Here is a 15,671-nt window from a genome sequence, read left to right as displayed (position 1 = left end):
TTTGCCCGTCTTGTTCAAAAACACCATGCCCAGTCGCCGCCTGCCTCCGCTGATCACCATCCGAGCCTTCGATTCCTACAGCCGCATGGGCAGCGTCAGGGCAGCAGCGGACGACCTTTCCGTGTCGCACACGGTGGTGTCGCGCCACATTCAGAATCTGGAAGAGGCGGTCGGCGTCAAGCTGGTCAGGAAGAGCGGCCGCGGGCTGGCCCTCACGCGCGAGGGAGAGCGCTTCGCCGCCAAGGCCCGGCGTGCATTCGACATCCTGACCGAGGCGACGGCCGAGCTTGCGCATGAGCGCGGCGACGCCATCCACATCTGCTGCATGGCGGGGCTGGCCACGCACAGGCTGCTGACCCGCCTTCCGGCGCTCGAGGCCAGCCTGACGGGCACGGTCGTCATCTTGCAGCCCACCACTTCGCGCCCGGATTTCGGCAAGGACGAAGCCGACGCCGAAATCATCTATCTCGAGAACCCCCAGGTTGCGGACGGGCTGAAGGCCGAACTGCTCATGCGGCCCCGCATCATCCCGGTGGCCAGCCCGGCGCTGCTCAGGCGCTTTCCGAAGGTGGCCACATCAGGACAGTTGCTCCAGTTGCCTCTGCTGCACGAGAAATCGACGGCGCTTTGGGAAAGCTGGCTCGAATCGACGGGGTTGACAGACATTCCGCCGCTGCGAGGCACGCGGCTCTGGCATGGGCACCTCACACTTGAAGCCGCGCGCCTGGGGCAAGGCGTCGCCCTGGTGAGCGACTCGCTGGCGAGCGACCGCATCGCGGCCGGCGAGCTGGTCGAGGTCGTCAATTCTTGCGTGCGACTCGGCGGCTACTACTTCGTCGCGCCCATCAGCAAGTGGAACGACCCCGTGCTGGCCAAGATTCGCGCCTGGCTCAGCACCACGCTGCTACCGCCTCCGGAACGCGAACAGTCGTGATCGCGCTTCGTCGCGGGCAGGAACCCGGCTCAATCCTGACTACACACATACTTGAGTTCCAGATAATCCTCGATGCCATGCCGCGAGCCTTCGCGACCCAGACCCGACTGCTTCACGCCGCCGAACGGTGCGACCTCGTTGGAGATCAGCCCGGTGTTGACGCCCACCATGCCGGTCTCGAGCGCTTCGATGAGGCGCCGGATGCGGCGCCTGTCTTCGGTGAAGACCTAGGCGGCAATTCCGAAGACCGTGGCGTTGGCCATCGCAATGGCGCCGTCCTCAGTCTCAAAGTGGAACAGCGGCGTTTCGGTGTTGACCGCCTGGTACGCACGCTGCCTGGCCAACTCGATGAGGCCTATCACCTCAGCGAACGAGGATTCGATGGGATCTACAGCGACAGACTGGACCATGACCTGATCCGCGGGCGCACAGGCTCTGGTGCAAATCGCGCCTCCGGTGGGCTACGGCCTCTAAATTGAAGGCGTATCGATGGCGAAAAGGCTACAGTACTTGGACTAACTGTTCAAGGACGCCACTTCGAACGCGAGATCATCGTTCTTTGCGTTCGCTGGTAGCCCATCAGCGTGCAAGCGCGCCTACCGCCACGGCAGCGGGAACACGCCGAGCGAAGGCCCGCCGCTTACGAAACATGCGCGGTCGCGCCCCCCTCGAACTCAGGCGCAGCCTGATCGCTCGTGCGTCCTACCGAGTGAGGGAAGTCCTTCGGCAAGAGAAAATGGGCCAGGGCCGGCAGCAGCACAAGTGCGCCGAGCATGTTCCAAATGAACATGAATGCCAGTAGCACGCCCATGTCGGCCTGGAACTTGATGGGGCTTCCCACCCAAGTCACGACGCCCACGGCGAGCGTCAGGCCCGTGAGCATCACTACCTTACCGGTAAAAATTAGCGCGCGGTAGTAGGCCTCGGAAAGAGTCTTGCCTTCGCGAAGCTGCGCGAGCGTCACCGACAGGATGTAGAGCGCGTAGTCGACGCCGATCCCCACACCCAAGGCGATCACTGGAAGCGTGGAGACCTTGACGCCGATGCCCAAGCCGACCATCAAGGCCTCGGCAAGAACCGACGTGAGTATCAGTGGGAGTACAGCCACCACCACGGCCCGCCAGGAACGGAAGGTCCCGAAACACAGCAAGATCACCGCGCCATAGACGAGAAATAGCATCTGACGCCATGCATCCTTCACGACAATATTTGTGGCGGCCTCGATTCCGGCATTTCCTGCCGCAAGGAGAAAGCGCACTTCGGCGGAATCGTTCTGCTCCGCAAACCCTTTAACCTGTTCTCGCACCCGGCTCAGAGTGTCCGCCCGATGGTCCCGAAGAAAGACGTACATCGTAAGCAGGTTGCAAGCGTCGTTGTAGAGCCCACGCGGGGCCCCCGCCGTCACCGTATTGAGCATGTCCTGATTCGGAAGGAATTCGAACCACTTGGGGTTTCCTTCATTCAGGCCAATAAGCACGCGCCGGTTCAGCAAGGCCAATGTGTTCGTGCTCTCCACGCCTGGTAGTTGGCGCAGCTGCCACTCCAAGGCATCGACCTTGTTCAAGGTCGCATACGCTGAGCATTCGCCGTCCGGCGTCTTCACCATTACCGCGAGCACGTCGCTCGAGGCACCGTATGCTTCGTTCATGAACGCGACATCGCGGTTGTAACGGCTGTTGGGTCGCAGTTCTGGAGCCCCCGGGTCCAGATCGCCAATACGGAGCTGACTGCTGACCAACAAGCCCAGCGCGCCGAGCACCATCGCAATCACCACCGCCAACGCGGCAAACCGCCTCTTGGTGAAGAGATCCAGGAATTCCCACAGGCGACTCTTAGTTCCTCCTCCATGCTCGGCACGCAGACTGCGACGCGCCGCCCTCGCGCTCACGCCGGTGTAGCTGAGCAGAACGGGCAACAGGATGAGATTGGTGAAGATCAGGACGCCGACTCCGAGGCTCGCGGCAATCGCCAACTCGCGAATCGCCGGAATGTCGATGACCAGCAACACGGCAAATCCCACCACGTCGGCAAGAAGCGCGGTCAAGCCAGCGAGGAAGAGCCGCCGGAACGTCAGCCTCGCCGCGACCAGCTTGTCGACACCCCGCCCGATGTCTTGCATGATGCCGTTCATCTTCTGCGCGCCATGGCTCATGCCGATGGCGAAGACCAAAAAGGGAACCAGGATCGAATACGGGTCGAGCGAATACCCGAGCAGCGGCAGCAACCCAAGTCCCCAAAGGACAGCCACCAAGGAGGCAAAAAGCACCAGCGTGGTCGATCGCATGCACCGCGTGTACCAGAACACCATAGCCGCGGCGATCAACACCGCGATACCAAAGAACACCAGAACGGATCGCACGCCCTCGATCAAGTCGCCTACGATCTTTGCAAACCCTGTGACGTGGATACTGACCCCCTCGGCCTCGTACTTCTTGCGAAGAGACTCCAGGCGCTCGGCCAGAAGGCCATAGTCCAACGACTGCCCGTTCGCGTCCTTCGCGAGCAGAGGCACGTAGATAACGCTGGAACGGGCATCCAATGCGATCACCTGGCCGATCTCCCCGGAACGGGCGATATTGGCTTGCAGCTGGCGAAGACTGCGGGCCGATCCGTCGTAGCCGTCCGGAATCACGGGGCCGCCTTCAAGGCCATCCTCGGTGACGCCAACCCATCTCGTCGTGGGTGTCCAGAGCGATTTCATCTGATTGCGCGCGACTCCCGGAACCAAGAATACCTCGTCGCTCAGGCGCCGGACCGTGTCGAGGTAAGGCGCCTCGTAGATCGTGCCCTTTGGGTTGGCAACCGCGATCCGCACCGCGTTGCCGAGCCCGCTGAGGTCAGCTTGAAACCGGAGGTAGTTCTGGATAAAGGGATGGTGAACCGGGATGGTCTTTTCGAAACTGGCGTTGAGTTGCAGCTTCGTTGCCTGCCACCCAAGCAGAAGCGTCACAATGACACACAGCCAGACAATCACCCCCCGATGATTGAAGATGCCCCGTTCGAGCAAGGATCCGGTCGCAGGGTCGAATTCGGTGCTCGCGAGAGGAGCTCCGCTTGGCGTAGGGTGCATAGGGAAACTCAGTTCGACTTATCGATGGAGACGAGGTGCGCGCCTTCGACGCTGAGCGCGAGAAGCGCTTCCCCGGACACGGAAATCACGCCCGTCAGCGGCGGCAGCCGCGGGCTCTTGACGAGCGCCAGCACGTCGCCCTTGCCAGTCAACAATTCCCCCGCCTGATTGGCGAGCACATAGCCACCATCCGGGCGCCTGGAAGACCCGGTGATGGCAGACGGTGAAGGTACGGGCAGTTGTTGCCAGCTGCTACCCGCATCGGCAGAGCGCCAGACGTTTCCCCGCATGCCTGCAAGGATGATCTCCTTGGAACCAAGTAACTCGAGCGCGAAAAAGCTGCCTTGGTAAGGGACTGCTACGCGGTGAAAACTCGCTCCCGCATCCTCTGACCACAAAAGCAGACCCTGCTCCCCTGCAATAGCCACCGTCGCACCCCGGCGGCGAACCGCGTAGAGGTGCAAATTTCTGGGGTTGTCGAGGCCTGCCGTGCGTAACGACCAGGTTTTGCCGCTGTCGGTCGTGCTCAGCGCCAAGCCATACGCTCCCACAACGAACACTTCAGAGGTGCTTGACACGATCAGGTCGAGCAATGGCTTGTCAGGCCCTTCCGCGACCATTCGATCTGCGGCCTTCTGCAAGGCGACGTCGGCACTACGCCTCGCGGCCTGCTGAACCAACGGGGCGATGGTGCGTCCGTCGAGTAGACGCGTCCATGTCAAACCGCGATCGTCAGTCGCTAAAACAGTTCCGCCATGCCCGGTCGCGAACCCGTGCCGATCATCGGCGAATGCAACGGCCGTCAGCGTGACACTGACTGGAACCTGCGCTTGCTTCCAGGTATGCCCGTCATCATCCGAAAGTACGACGAGACCTCTCTCCCCGATCGCAACCCAGCGTGTGCCGACGAGCGCCGCACCCAGTAGCACTGCACGAGAAGGAGAAAGGACCGTCACCGCAGGTCGGTCAAGAGCAGAGCCTACAGGAGCGGCCCAAGCTGAACCGAAGCTGGCGAGAGTCGCAAGAAGGGCGCGACGATGCATCGAAGGGAGTCTCCAGTATTGCGCTCTTAGCGCTTCTTTGCGATACGGGCCGTATCGTCCCAAATACTAGTCATCTTTGTTTACAACGTCAACTGAAAATGGGTCGACTTCTTCGGTCATCCCTAGGGGAAACACCAAGCAAACGCCATCAATTCGAGCCGTACAGTTTCGTAACTAACGCTCGACCGCTTGGAGTGAAATTGAAACTCGGAAGATTTTTGGTTCAAGGCCTCGACGGCCCCGCTCATGGCATTTGCATGGGTCTGCCCGATCAGTCGGGCGTCATCGACCGGCGTGCTGTCGAAATGCTCCGCCAGCAGTCTCGCGGCGCCAATGGCGAGGGAGCCCTTCGCTATGCCCGTCTTCCGCGAGAGCCTGTCCGACATGCTCGATGCGCTACAGGCCCATTCGAGGCGACGCTTCGACCGCCTCAAGACGGTGTACGACGACTCGCTTCAGCTTTGCAGATACGAACAGGATCCTGTTCCCGCTCCGCAGCGCTCGGCGTCGCTCTTGCTGAAGACCTATCAATTCCTGGGGTGGCCCATGTGAATTCCTGCGGATATCAAGAAGTGCATTCCTGAACAGTGCGAGGTGCTTGGTCGCACGCACTTGGGCAAGCACCTCCGTGTCCGCTCGCCTTCACGGCGCGAGTACATCAACAGTTCGGAGGCGTTGGGCCAGTGCGGGGCCGGCGTCGCTGAGCGACGACTTTCCTGGCCTTGATAACAAACGACCCCCACCCACGAGGAGACAGACTTGAAAAGAACGCATCGGAAGAGAGTTGCCGTACGGAAGGTCGCATTGGCGACCCTGGCCGCCCTGTCGGGCGTGCACGCTTCAGCTTTTGAGTTCGACACCGGCAACCCTGATCTCAGTGTGCGCTGGGACAACACCTTCAAATACAGCGCCGCACGACGTCTGCATGATCAAGACTCAGTCCTTTTGGGCAAGCCAAACACGGACGACGGCGACCGAAATTTCAACAAGGGATTGATCTCCAATCGCGTAGACGTGCTCACCGAGCTAGACGCCGTTTATGCCAAGCGATACGGCGTGCGCTTCAGCGCCGCTGGCTGGTACGACACGGTCTACAACCGGCGCAACGACAACCCTGGGTTCCAAGGCGGGGCATTCCCAAACCAGGTCACGGTTCCGTACAACGAATTCACGGGTCCAACCCGCCGACTACACGGGCGTGAGGCCGAGGTGCTCGACGCTTTCGCGTTCGGCGGTTTCGATATCGGCAACGCGTCCGGCACTGTTCGCTTGGGACAGCACAGCTTGGTGTGGGGCGAAAGCCTGTTCTTCGGGGGGAACGCCATTGCCGGCGGAATGAATCCGGTGGACGTGATCAAGCTGTCATCCGTGCCAAACACTCAGTTCAAAGAAGCGATCCTGCCGGTTCCGCAGTTTTCCGGGCAGCTGCAGATCACGCCGAGCCTTTCTCTCGGCGCCTACTACCAACTCCAATGGCAGGCCAACCGATTGCCGGCCGTCGGCAGCTATTTCTCCGGCATCGACACCAACCCAGATGGCGGCGAGCGGCTCTTGTTGGCCGGCCCCGGAAGTCCATATGCATTCAACGCACCTCGCTTGGCCGATCAGCGAGCGGAGAACAGCGGGCAGGGAGGCCTTCAGTTGCGGCTGCGGTCAGATGAAACGGACTATGGTCTCTACCTGATCCGCTTCCACGAAAAGACCCAGCAGCAGGTCACTTCTATCGGTCTGGTGCCTTCGACCTTCGGAGGCGTGATCCCAGGCCCCTTCGGATACCGCTTGGTCTATCCTGAAGACATCACAGCGCTTGGTGCCAGTGCCTCGCGCACGTTCGGCGATGTCAACCTAGCGATCGAAGGTTCGATCCGTCACAACATGGATCTGGCGAGCAGTAGCGGCGCGGTGGATGCCTCCTTCTTCGGAGGCCCCCCGACCAACAACAGCGACAACCCTGCCTACGCTGTGGGCAGGACGGCACACGTGAACCTCAACGCCATCTGGACGGTGCCGCGCACGTCGCTCTTTAATGAAGCGACTTTCATGGGCGAAGTTGCTTGGAACCGCGTGTTGTCGATCACGAAGAATGCTGCTGCGGTGGACGCCAACTCGACACGCGACGCGTTCGCGCTGCGCATGCAATTTGAGCCGCAATACCGTCAGGTCGTTTCCGGCCTGGATCTTTCGATACCCGTCGGAGTCGGATATTCACCCAAAGGGTCCCGCTCGCAAGCGTTGGGGATATCCATGCCACCTGACAACGGAGGTGACGTCTCCATCGGCCTGAATGGCGTCTATCTTGGCGTGTGGAAGTTCACCCTCGCCTACACCCACTACTTCGGTCCAAAAGACACTCTGCTGGACGCCAACAACAATTTTTCTTACAGGCAGTACCTCAGTGACCGAGACTTCTTCGCCCTGTCCGTGACCCGTACGTTTTGAGACCCGATTTCAAGGAGACTTCCACATGAATATCAAGATAGTCCCGTACAGCGCTTTCGTGCTCGCCGCGCTTGTTGCTGCCGGAACCGCGCACGCGGGTGTCAGCGCAGCGGAGGCCGCCAAGCTAAAGGGTGGCGAATTGACGCCTCTCGGCGCAGAGAAAGCTGGCAATTCAGCGGGGACCATTCCAGCGTGGAACGGCGGTCTGACCACGCCGACGCCAGGCTTCCAGAACGGGGGCCGCCGGCCTGATCCCTTCGCGTCCGAGAAGCCGACACTTCAGATTACCGCGAAGAACATGGACCAGTACGCCGAAAGGCTGACCGACGGCACGAAGGCCATGCTGAAGAAGTATCCGGACAGCTTCCGCATCGATGTCTATCCGACGCATCGAACCGCAGCCGCGCCGCAGTGGGTGTATGACAATACGTTCCTGAACGCGACGCGTGCGTCCGTACAGGAGACACCCGCCGGGCCGATCACGAAGGGCGCATACGGTGGGATCCCCTTCCCGATTCCCAAGAGCGGGGACGAAGTCATGCTGAACACACAGGTGCGGTGGCGGGGCTCCGCGTGGAACCAGCAGAGCACCGGCTACCAGGTGACTGCGGACGGACGGCCGGTATTGGTGCATCAGGTCAATGTAGACAACGTCGCTCCCTACTACTATCGGGATGGCAAAGCCGAGAATTTCGATGGAGCCTACTGGATGGTCCGAGTCAGCACCTCGGGTCCGGCCATACGCGCCGGTGAAGCGATCCTCGGTCATCTTCTCATTGACGAAAGCAAGACGGCGACCTGGGTGTACCTGACCGGCCAAAGGCGCGTGCGCAAGCTCCCGAACTCGTGCTGCGACACGCCCCACCCCACCTCGGCTGGCATTGTGACCTTCGACGAGATCGAAACATTCGCAACCCGCCTGGAACGCTATGACTGGAAGCTGGTCGGCAAGAAGGAGATGTATATCCCGTACAACTCCAACAGGATTCTTCTTCCAACAAAAGACACGGACGTCCTAGGGCCAAACCATCTTCAGCCGGACCATGTGCGCTGGGAGCTCCATCGCGTCTGGGTCGTGGAAGCTGCGCTGAAGCCGGGTCAACGACATACCTCTGCGAAGAGTCGCTACTACGTGGATGAGGACAGTTGGTGGCCCGTGCTCGCCGACCGCTGGGATGCGAACGGACAGCTCTGGCGCATGCCGTTCTCTATTCCGGTTGCCATGCCGGACCTGCCCGGCGTTGTTGGCACTGCGTGGGGAACCTATGACTTGCTCTCCGGCAGCTACTTTGTCGCCGAGCTGATGAACTCCGCGAAAGAACAGTACCGCCTGCTGCCCGAGGGACTGCCGGAAAAGCACTTTTCGCCAGACGCCCTGGCGGGCGACAGCGTCCGGTAAGGGACGCGGACCGCAGATCTCGACCTGAAGCAATTGAATGGAAATTTGCGTGAGCACCGAATCAGCCATTTGAACGGCAGGTTGAGAGAGCTCAGGCCCACCCTCGCCCAGTCCGGCTCATCGTCACTGCGACAATGCACGGGAAAGCCGGTGCTCGTCTCCGATGGATCCACCCCGATTCACACCACGGACCCCGGCTCTCCTGTGGCTCATGTGGTCTGGGTGTCGGGCGAGGCGACAACGGACGACCCCGAATCGGCAACTGCGGGAAAGGCATTCAGCTCCATTCGAAAGGCGTTTCGCTGCCCCGCGTCGTCGACTTCCCGCCCGACAAGACCTACAACACGAAAGAGCACTTCGTCAATCGGCACCGTCGAAGGCACGATACAGCCTGGTTAACGAACTCGCGGCTGAGCGCCGAGATCGCCCACACTTGGGATAATGGGGGCCGCATTCCACGGGGATTCCTTGCCTACCAAAATTCATCTCCCAGGCGCCAAAGCCAAGGCTGGCTCCCGCCCATGGGCCTCCAAAACAGCACCCCGGCCCACTGAACGACGACAACTTTCGGCTTCCAAAGAACTGGTTCCCTCGAATGCTACCCCTCTCCTTCGCAGCCCCGGCGCCGCCGACTAGCGCGAAAGGGAGCGTCTTTCGTAAGCTGGTCGCCGCATGAAACTCCGCGTCCTCCCAGACATGCACCTCGACGCCGGCAACTTCCGCATGCCAAAGATCAGCATTGACGTCGTGATCGTGGCGGGGGACATCGCTGCGACCGCTGCCAGGACGCTTCACTGGGCGCGGGGCCCGGACACTTCGCCGAGCACACACCGATCATCTTCGCGTTCTAACGCCTGAACTAGTTGAGCGACGCGACGCCCAAGTAACTCGAGATGACAGCGGGGTCCTCCAGCAGGTCGGACGCGAGACCCTCCTTCACCAGACGGCCGTTTTCTAACACGTAGCCGTAAGAAGCACACTGCAACGCAGCTCGGGCGTTCTGCTCAACCAACAACACGCCCACCCCTAGCTTCGTCAAACCTTGGATGATGGCAAAAATCTCGCGCACCACCAGCGGCGCCAGGCCCAAGCTCGGCTCGTCGAGCATCAGCAACGTAGGCTTCGACATTAGTGCGCGACCGATCGCCAGCATCTGCCGCTCACCGCCCGAGAGAGTTCCGGCGAGCTGCAGGCGACGCTCGCGCAACCGCGGAAAAAGCGCGAACACATCGTCCAGAGACTGTTTCCAAGCCCTGTCGCCTGAGCGGTAGCGTAGATAGGCGCCGAGGACCAGATTCTCATCCACGCTCATATTGGAGAAGAGCTCTCGCTTTTCGGGCACGAGAGACATTGAACGGCCGACGCGCTCCTCCGCCGGCTCGACCAGCTTCATGCCCTTCATCCACACAGAGCCCTCGACGTCATCGAGTATGCCCATGATGGCGTTCAACAAAGTCGACTTACCTGCGCCGTTCGGGCCGATGACCGTCACGATGTCGCCAGACTTCACCTCGAGGCTGATATCGCTGAGTGCCTCGACCTTGCCGTAACGTGCCCCGAGCGCTTCGACGCGAAGCAAAGGCTGCGTTCCTCCGAATGAAGGTGCAGTCATGTCGCCGCTCCCAAATAGGCCTTGATGACCGCTGGATCGCGCCGAATCTCTTCCGGGGTCCCTTGCGCGATCTTCGCCCCGAATTCCATCACTACAACCTGATCAGCCAAGCCCATGACGAAATCCATGTCGTGCTCGACCAGCAACACGCTGACGCCCTCACTTCGCAATTGCCGCAAGAGAACCGCCAAGGCCCCTTTCTCCAAGTGACGCAATCCCGCAGCTGGTTCGTCGAGCAACAGCAACACTGGGTCGGAGCACAAGGCGCGAGCAATCTCTACGATTCGCTGCTGCCCAAGCGCCAGACTGCAGGCCTCGTGATGGGCGAACGCTCCGAGACCCACCCTTTCAATTTGCCGCATAGCCTCAGCAGCGAGCGTCGCCTCCTCCACCACGTTGAGACGAACCACGCTTCGCAAAGTACCGGCATGTCCGCGCGTGTAGGCGCCCATCAGGACGCTATCTAGAACGGACATTCCTGGCAGTAGACGTACATGCTGGAACGTGCGCGCCAATCCGCGTCTCGCCACAGCGCGAGCGTTGACTCCTTCTATCTGACCGGGTTCGGCGGCGTCCTCCGGCGTGAAGCTGATTGCGCCAGAACTTAAGTCCAAAGTTCGACTGATCAGGTTGAACGAGGTGCTCTTGCCGGCGCCGTTGGGCCCAATCAACGCCACAATCTGCCCGGCTAACACCTGCAGACTCAGATCGTTGACCGCCACGAGACCTCCGAAGGTACGGCGAATGCTTCGCGCATCGAGCACCACCGAGCCGCGAGTCGGCATGATCCTTTTAGGGAGCTGTTTCGCTGGCGCATCAATCACCGCTGACCGCGGTCGCCTGCGCGAGGGCGCGATGGGCCAGAGCCTGCAAAGCAGCGGCCAAAGCCCTTGAGGTGCGCGCTGGAGCAGCAAGATCAGCAAGGCGCCGAATACAACGATCTCGGCGTTGCCGGCCTGACCCAGAAGAGCTGGAAGATAGCGCTGCAATTGGTCCTTCAACACCGTCAGTGCCACTGCGCCTGCGATTGCTCCCCAGACGTAGCCGGCGCCGCCGATGACTGCCATGAACAAGAACTCGATGCCCGCGTTCAAGTTGAATGGGGTCGGATTGACTCCGCGTTGCAGGTGGGCGTAAAGCCATCCCGCGACTGCTGCGCAAAGGGCCGCAGCAAGGAAGGCCACCATTTTGTAACGGGCCGTGGTGATTCCGCAGGACTCTGCCATGCTCACACCACCGTTCAGCGACCGAATCGCGCGACCGGGCCGTGAATCGAGGAGGTTCAGCATGGCTGCAATGGCCAGAGCCAAACACGCCCAGATGAGAAAGAACATCGACCGAGAAGTGTCGAAGACAAAACCCGGCACAGACAGAGGCGGAACCCCCATGACACCGTCCGATTTTCCGAGTGCTTGGATACTGCCGAACAGATAGTAGAGGGATAGCCCCCAGGCGATCGTCGCCAAAGGAAGGTAGTGGCCGGACAGTCGTAGCGTGATAGCGCCGATCAGGAATGCGGCCACCAGGGTGATTGCAATGGCAGCAATCAGCGCCAGCCATGGGGAGACCTGCCAGTGCACGACGAGGAGCGCCGAGGCGTAGGCGCCTATCCCGACGAACGCCGCCTGCCCGAAAGATGTGAGGCCGGCGACACCGGTCAGAAGCGTCAGGCCCAGGGTCGCCAAGGCGGCGATGCCGATGTAGTTCGCCTGCGTAAACCAGAAGTTCTTCACCGGGAGCGACCCGCCTACGACGATCAGGATCACGAACAGGATGAGGCCAGAATGACGCCGCCCCATCAGGCCGGTCCAAGCGGCCCAAGGTCGCTGCACCGAAGTTTCAGCTCTGATCACGCTTCTTCCTCTGGGTGGCTGCTCAGCGAACGCCAAACCAGCACAGGCACGATCAACGTAAAGACGATGACCTCCTTGTATTCGCTAGCCGCGAAGGAGCCCCAGGCCTCTGCTAAGCCGACAAAGAGTGCGCCCGCAGCTGCGACGGGATAGCTGGCGAGCCCGCCGACGATGGCGCCGACGAAGCCCTTCAATCCAATCAAGAAGCCCGAGTCGTAGTAGACCGTGGTGAGCGGTGCGATGAGCGTGCCCGACAGAGCGCCGATACCTGCAGCCATTGCGAAAGCGAGCTGCCCAGAGCGCATCGGGCTTATGCCTACGAGTCGAGCGCCGAGGCGATTGAATGCGCTGGCGCGCAATGCCTTGCCGTGCATGGTGAAACGAAAGTAGACGGCGAGCAGACACATCAAGGCCGCACAGACACCCATGGCCAGGAGGCTCTGCGCCGAGATACGCAACTCTCCGAACTCCCATTGCGCCTCAAGCAGGGGGGTTGTCCGGACCCCCTCAGGTCCAAACATCACCAAGCCCAAACCCATCAGGCAGAAGTGCAAGGCCACCGCAACGATCAGAAGCGTCAGCACCGACGATCCGGCGATTGGGCCGATCGCGAGCCGATAGAGCCATGGCCCCATTGGCATCACGATGCCGATTGCCAGCATCATCTGGAGCGCGATCGGAGCGGCGGTCCAATTGAACGCTCGGGTGATCAGAAGTAGCAGCGAGGGCACAGCTAGGGTGACAGCTGCCCGCCGTCCCAATAGCCACCAGTTTCGGCGATCCGCAGACGCGCGAAAAAAGACCCAGCAATCGAGAACGAAGACGCTGACGCCCAGGCCGACCAGCAGCCATGCCGCGGCCGGCGTCGTACCTGACTGCAATGCGGCAAGCGTGAATGCGCCGTAGGCAACGAATTCGCCTTGGGGAATCAAAATCACCTTGGTGACCGAGAACACCAGCACGACGGCAAGGGCAAGCAGCGCGTAGATGGCACCGCTGGTCAGGCCGTCCTGCACCAGGATGAGAGCGATGGTGGAGTCCATTGAAACTGAGCCGCGAGGTGGCCGCGGAAAGTTCCGCCGCCAATGACGCGAAAGGACCCTACTTCACGTACTTCCAGCCGCCGTCTGCGATCTGCATCATGACCGCCGCTCGTTGGTCGTAACCCACATGGTCCGTCGGCGACATGTTGATTACTCCTTGCGTTGTGACTAGGCCTCGTACCTGCTCGAGCGAGTCTCGCAAGGCAATTCTGAACGCCTCCGTTCCCGGCTTCGCCTTCGCCAGCGCGGCCGTGAGCCCTGCGCGCAGCAGCAGGTTCGCATCAAAGGCATTCGCGACAAAGACGGACATCGAGTCCTTTCCGTTGGCCGCTTCGTATTGGGTCGTGGCATCGAGCGCAACGGCGCGAATGGGATTCGTCGCGTCGAGTTGCGGCGCAACGAGCACTCCCCCCGCCGCCAAGTAGGCTCCTTCCGCGTCCTTTCCAGCGAGCTTCAGAAAATCGCGATTTGCGATGCCGTAGGTCTGGTAGATGCGGCCCTTGTAGCCCCTCTCGAGAAGTGCCTTTTGCGGCAAGGCACCCGGCGTGCCCGCGCCCGCGATCAGCACCGCATCCGGCTTCGCGGAAACGATCTTGAGGATCTGCGCAGTCACGCTTGTATCCGTCCGCGCATATTTCTCGGTGGCAAGCCATTTGATGCCGGCGGCATCGGCTTGTGCCTTGGCCTCCGCAAGCCAGGAATCTCCGTAGGCGTCAGCGAACCCGATGAAGGCCACCGACTTCACTCCTTGGGCGGCCATGTGCGCGACAGTAGCGGCAACCACAATGTTCTCGTTGGCGATTGCCTTGAAGGTCCACCGCCGGGTTGCATCCTGCGGCTCGACGATTCTGGCGCTCGCGGCAAGGCTGATGAGGGGAATCTTCTTCTCTGCCGCAAGCGGAACAAGCGGCAGGGTCGCGGGACTCACACTCGATCCCATCACCACATCGACGTTGCTCTCGTCAGCCAGCTTCTGCAAGTTGCGGACGCTCGCAGACGGATCCGAAGCGTCGTCCACGATGATGTAGTTGATTTTTTGACCCCCGACTTCCTTCGGGAAAAGCTTGACGGCATTCTGCGTAGGAATACCGAGCGATGCGCCGGGCCCGGTCAGCGATAAGGTCATGCCCACATTGATGTCGGCGATGGCGGTCCCGGCTAGGGAAAACCCCAAGGCAGTAGCCCCGAGAATCTTTATCAAGCTCATTGTTTGTCTCCGTGGTAGTCATCAACTTGGTGGTGACTTGAGGCGAGCTTAGAAGATCACGTACCATGGCTCAACCTCATGCAGAACATGTTGCGAATGAATCCCCCGCATGACTTGCCAGACCTCGACTTGAATCTCCTCGCCGTCTTCGACGCGTTGCTGCGCGTGCGAAGCGTGACGGGCGCGGGAGCGAACCTGGGGCTAACCCAGAGCGCGATGAGTCACTCGTTGAAACGCCTGCGTTCCTTCTTCGACGATCCCTTGTTCGTAAAGACCAACAGGGGGATGGCGCCAACCGCCAAGGCAAGCGAAATGGCGCCGGTGGTCATGGGCATCATGGACTCGATCCGGGGTCAGCTGCTCACGCAAGCGTCATTCGACCCTCTCCAGGTACGGCGCACCTTTAACATCTGCATGACCGACATGGGCGAACTAGTTTTCGCCCCTTCTTTGTTCGCCAAGCTCAAAGTTCTTGCGCCACACTGCAAATTGCATACGCTCCAGGTCACTCCCGACGCCTTGGAGAATGTCCTCAGCACGGGGAAGGCCGACTTGGCGCTGGGCTCCGTCCGCAATGCCTCCGAAGGCCTCTACCAAGAAGAACTGTTCGAACACACGTTTGTCTCGATCGTGAGCATCAAGAACAAATCGGTTGGCGAGGTGCTAACGCAGGAGCAGTTCTCGGCGATGCCTCACATCGCAGTCACGTTGACCGGCCAAAGCGACACGCCGTACGACTCCTCGCTCGAGGATGCTGGCATCAAGCGCAACATCGTGCTGTCCACACCGCACTTTCTGATCATGCCCTTGATGCTGGACCAGCACCCGGAATTCATCGCCACCGTCCCCCGGGCGCTCGGGACGGTTTTCGCACGTCACGGCGTGGTCAGGGTGCTCGAGCCGCCAGTGGTCCTACCCAAGTTCTCGCTTTGCCAATATTGGCATCCCAGGTTTCACTACGACCGCGCCAACAGCTGGTTGCGCGGCGTAATCAAGACCACCTTCGAGGAACTTCCGCCGTCGATGCGGTAAGCGGGGCATGCACGTGATGGATGCACAGCATGTGCGCCA

Annotated in this window: 11 protein-coding genes and 1 pseudogene; 5 read left to right on the top strand and 7 right to left on the bottom strand. The window is 60.8% G+C overall.

The features are described 5' to 3' along the window. Nucleotides 1-25: 25 nt before the first annotated feature. Nucleotides 26-934: a LysR family transcriptional regulator gene (locus AC1DYD_RS23120; RefSeq protein ID WP_478175087.1), complete on the top strand. Its 909-nt coding sequence runs from the start codon at nt 26-28 to the stop codon at nt 932-934. A 29-nt stretch (nt 935-963) separates the two neighbouring features. Here AC1DYD_RS23120 and AC1DYD_RS23115 read toward each other — a convergent pair. The 3 genes and pseudogenes from AC1DYD_RS23115 to AC1DYD_RS23105 all read right to left on the bottom strand — a co-directional run. Then, nucleotides 964-1,236, bottom strand: a pseudogene (locus AC1DYD_RS23115) (aldehyde dehydrogenase family protein); the annotation flags it as partial. Nucleotides 1,237-1,574: 338 nt separating this feature from the next. Beyond that, nucleotides 1,575-4,004 (bottom strand): efflux RND transporter permease subunit, encoded by a 2,430-nt coding sequence (locus AC1DYD_RS23110; RefSeq protein ID WP_478175086.1) that lies wholly within the window; start codon nt 4,002-4,004, stop codon nt 1,575-1,577. 8 nt (nt 4,005-4,012) lie between these two features. Then, nucleotides 4,013-5,047 carry a WD40/YVTN/BNR-like repeat-containing protein gene (locus tag AC1DYD_RS23105; RefSeq protein WP_478175085.1) on the bottom strand — a complete coding sequence of 345 codons (1,035 nt, stop codon included), beginning with the start codon at nt 5,045-5,047 and terminating at the stop codon, nt 4,013-4,015. A 354-nt stretch (nt 5,048-5,401) separates the two neighbouring features. Here AC1DYD_RS23105 and AC1DYD_RS23100 point away from each other — a divergent pair, with 354 nt between their 5' ends. From AC1DYD_RS23100 to AC1DYD_RS23090, 3 genes are all read left to right on the top strand, one after another. Continuing rightward, nucleotides 5,402-5,599 carry a hypothetical protein gene (locus tag AC1DYD_RS23100; RefSeq protein WP_478175084.1) on the top strand — a complete coding sequence of 66 codons (198 nt, stop codon included), beginning with the start codon at nt 5,402-5,404 and terminating at the stop codon, nt 5,597-5,599. A 207-nt stretch (nt 5,600-5,806) separates the two neighbouring features. Beyond that, nucleotides 5,807-7,486 carry a DUF1302 domain-containing protein gene (locus tag AC1DYD_RS23095; RefSeq protein ID WP_478175083.1) on the top strand — a complete coding sequence of 560 codons (1,680 nt, stop codon included), beginning with the start codon at nt 5,807-5,809 and terminating at the stop codon, nt 7,484-7,486. A 25-nt stretch (nt 7,487-7,511) separates the two neighbouring features. Continuing rightward, nucleotides 7,512-8,885, top strand: a complete 1,374-nt coding sequence (locus AC1DYD_RS23090; protein ID WP_478175082.1) for a DUF1329 domain-containing protein — start codon at nt 7,512-7,514, stop codon at nt 8,883-8,885. 859 nt (nt 8,886-9,744) lie between these two features. Here AC1DYD_RS23090 and AC1DYD_RS23085 read toward each other — a convergent pair. From AC1DYD_RS23085 to AC1DYD_RS23070, 4 genes are read right to left on the bottom strand one after another with little or no spacing between them, the layout of a single operon-like run. Continuing rightward, nucleotides 9,745-10,497, bottom strand: coding sequence for an ABC transporter ATP-binding protein (locus AC1DYD_RS23085; RefSeq protein WP_478175081.1), 753 nt, complete (start codon nt 10,495-10,497; stop codon nt 9,745-9,747). Continuing rightward, on the bottom strand, nt 10,494-12,296 hold the full coding sequence (locus AC1DYD_RS23080) for a branched-chain amino acid ABC transporter ATP-binding protein/permease (RefSeq protein WP_478175122.1): 1,803 nt from the start codon (nt 12,294-12,296) through the stop codon (nt 10,494-10,496). Before AC1DYD_RS23080 ends, AC1DYD_RS23085 begins: the two co-directional genes overlap by 4 nt. A gap of 50 nt (nt 12,297-12,346) precedes the next feature. Beyond that, nucleotides 12,347-13,393 (bottom strand): branched-chain amino acid ABC transporter permease, encoded by a 1,047-nt coding sequence (locus AC1DYD_RS23075; protein WP_478175080.1) that lies wholly within the window; start codon nt 13,391-13,393, stop codon nt 12,347-12,349. A gap of 58 nt (nt 13,394-13,451) precedes the next feature. Continuing rightward, on the bottom strand, nt 13,452-14,600 hold the full coding sequence (locus AC1DYD_RS23070; protein WP_478175079.1) for an ABC transporter substrate-binding protein: 1,149 nt from the start codon (nt 14,598-14,600) through the stop codon (nt 13,452-13,454). A 78-nt stretch (nt 14,601-14,678) separates the two neighbouring features. On the opposite strand from AC1DYD_RS23070, the gene AC1DYD_RS23065 reads away from it, so the two are divergent. Next, the gene (locus AC1DYD_RS23065; RefSeq protein ID WP_478175078.1) at nt 14,679-15,632 is read left to right on the top strand and encodes a LysR family transcriptional regulator; all 954 of its coding nucleotides are present in this window, start codon (nt 14,679-14,681) and stop codon (nt 15,630-15,632) included. Nucleotides 15,633-15,671: the final 39 nt, after the last annotated feature.

The sequence above is a fragment of the Variovorax sp. P4_B11 genome (genome assembly GCF_056402355.1).
The sequence above is the reverse complement of the archived record's forward strand: the minus strand, read 5'-3'. Positions and strand labels throughout refer to the sequence as shown.

Coding starts and splice junctions, on each gene's coding strand:
- AC1DYD_RS23070 (WP_478175079.1), bottom strand. CDS start 14,600: ATGAGCTTGATAAAGATTCTCGGGGCTACTGCCTTGGGGTTTTCCCTA.
- AC1DYD_RS23090 (WP_478175082.1), top strand. CDS start 7,512: ATGAATATCAAGATAGTCCCGTACAGCGCTTTCGTGCTCGCCGCGCTT.
- AC1DYD_RS23065 (WP_478175078.1), top strand. CDS start 14,679: ATGCAGAACATGTTGCGAATGAATCCCCCGCATGACTTGCCAGACCTC.
- AC1DYD_RS23075 (WP_478175080.1), bottom strand. CDS start 13,393: ATGGACTCCACCATCGCTCTCATCCTGGTGCAGGACGGCCTGACCAGC.
- AC1DYD_RS23085 (WP_478175081.1), bottom strand. CDS start 10,497: ATGACTGCACCTTCATTCGGAGGAACGCAGCCTTTGCTTCGCGTCGAA.
- AC1DYD_RS23080 (WP_478175122.1), bottom strand. CDS start 12,296: ATGGGGCGGCGTCATTCTGGCCTCATCCTGTTCGTGATCCTGATCGTC.
- AC1DYD_RS23100 (WP_478175084.1), top strand. CDS start 5,402: ATGCCCGTCTTCCGCGAGAGCCTGTCCGACATGCTCGATGCGCTACAG.
- AC1DYD_RS23110 (WP_478175086.1), bottom strand. CDS start 4,004: ATGCACCCTACGCCAAGCGGAGCTCCTCTCGCGAGCACCGAATTCGAC.
- AC1DYD_RS23120 (WP_478175087.1), top strand. CDS start 26: ATGCCCAGTCGCCGCCTGCCTCCGCTGATCACCATCCGAGCCTTCGAT.
- AC1DYD_RS23105 (WP_478175085.1), bottom strand. CDS start 5,047: ATGCATCGTCGCGCCCTTCTTGCGACTCTCGCCAGCTTCGGTTCAGCT.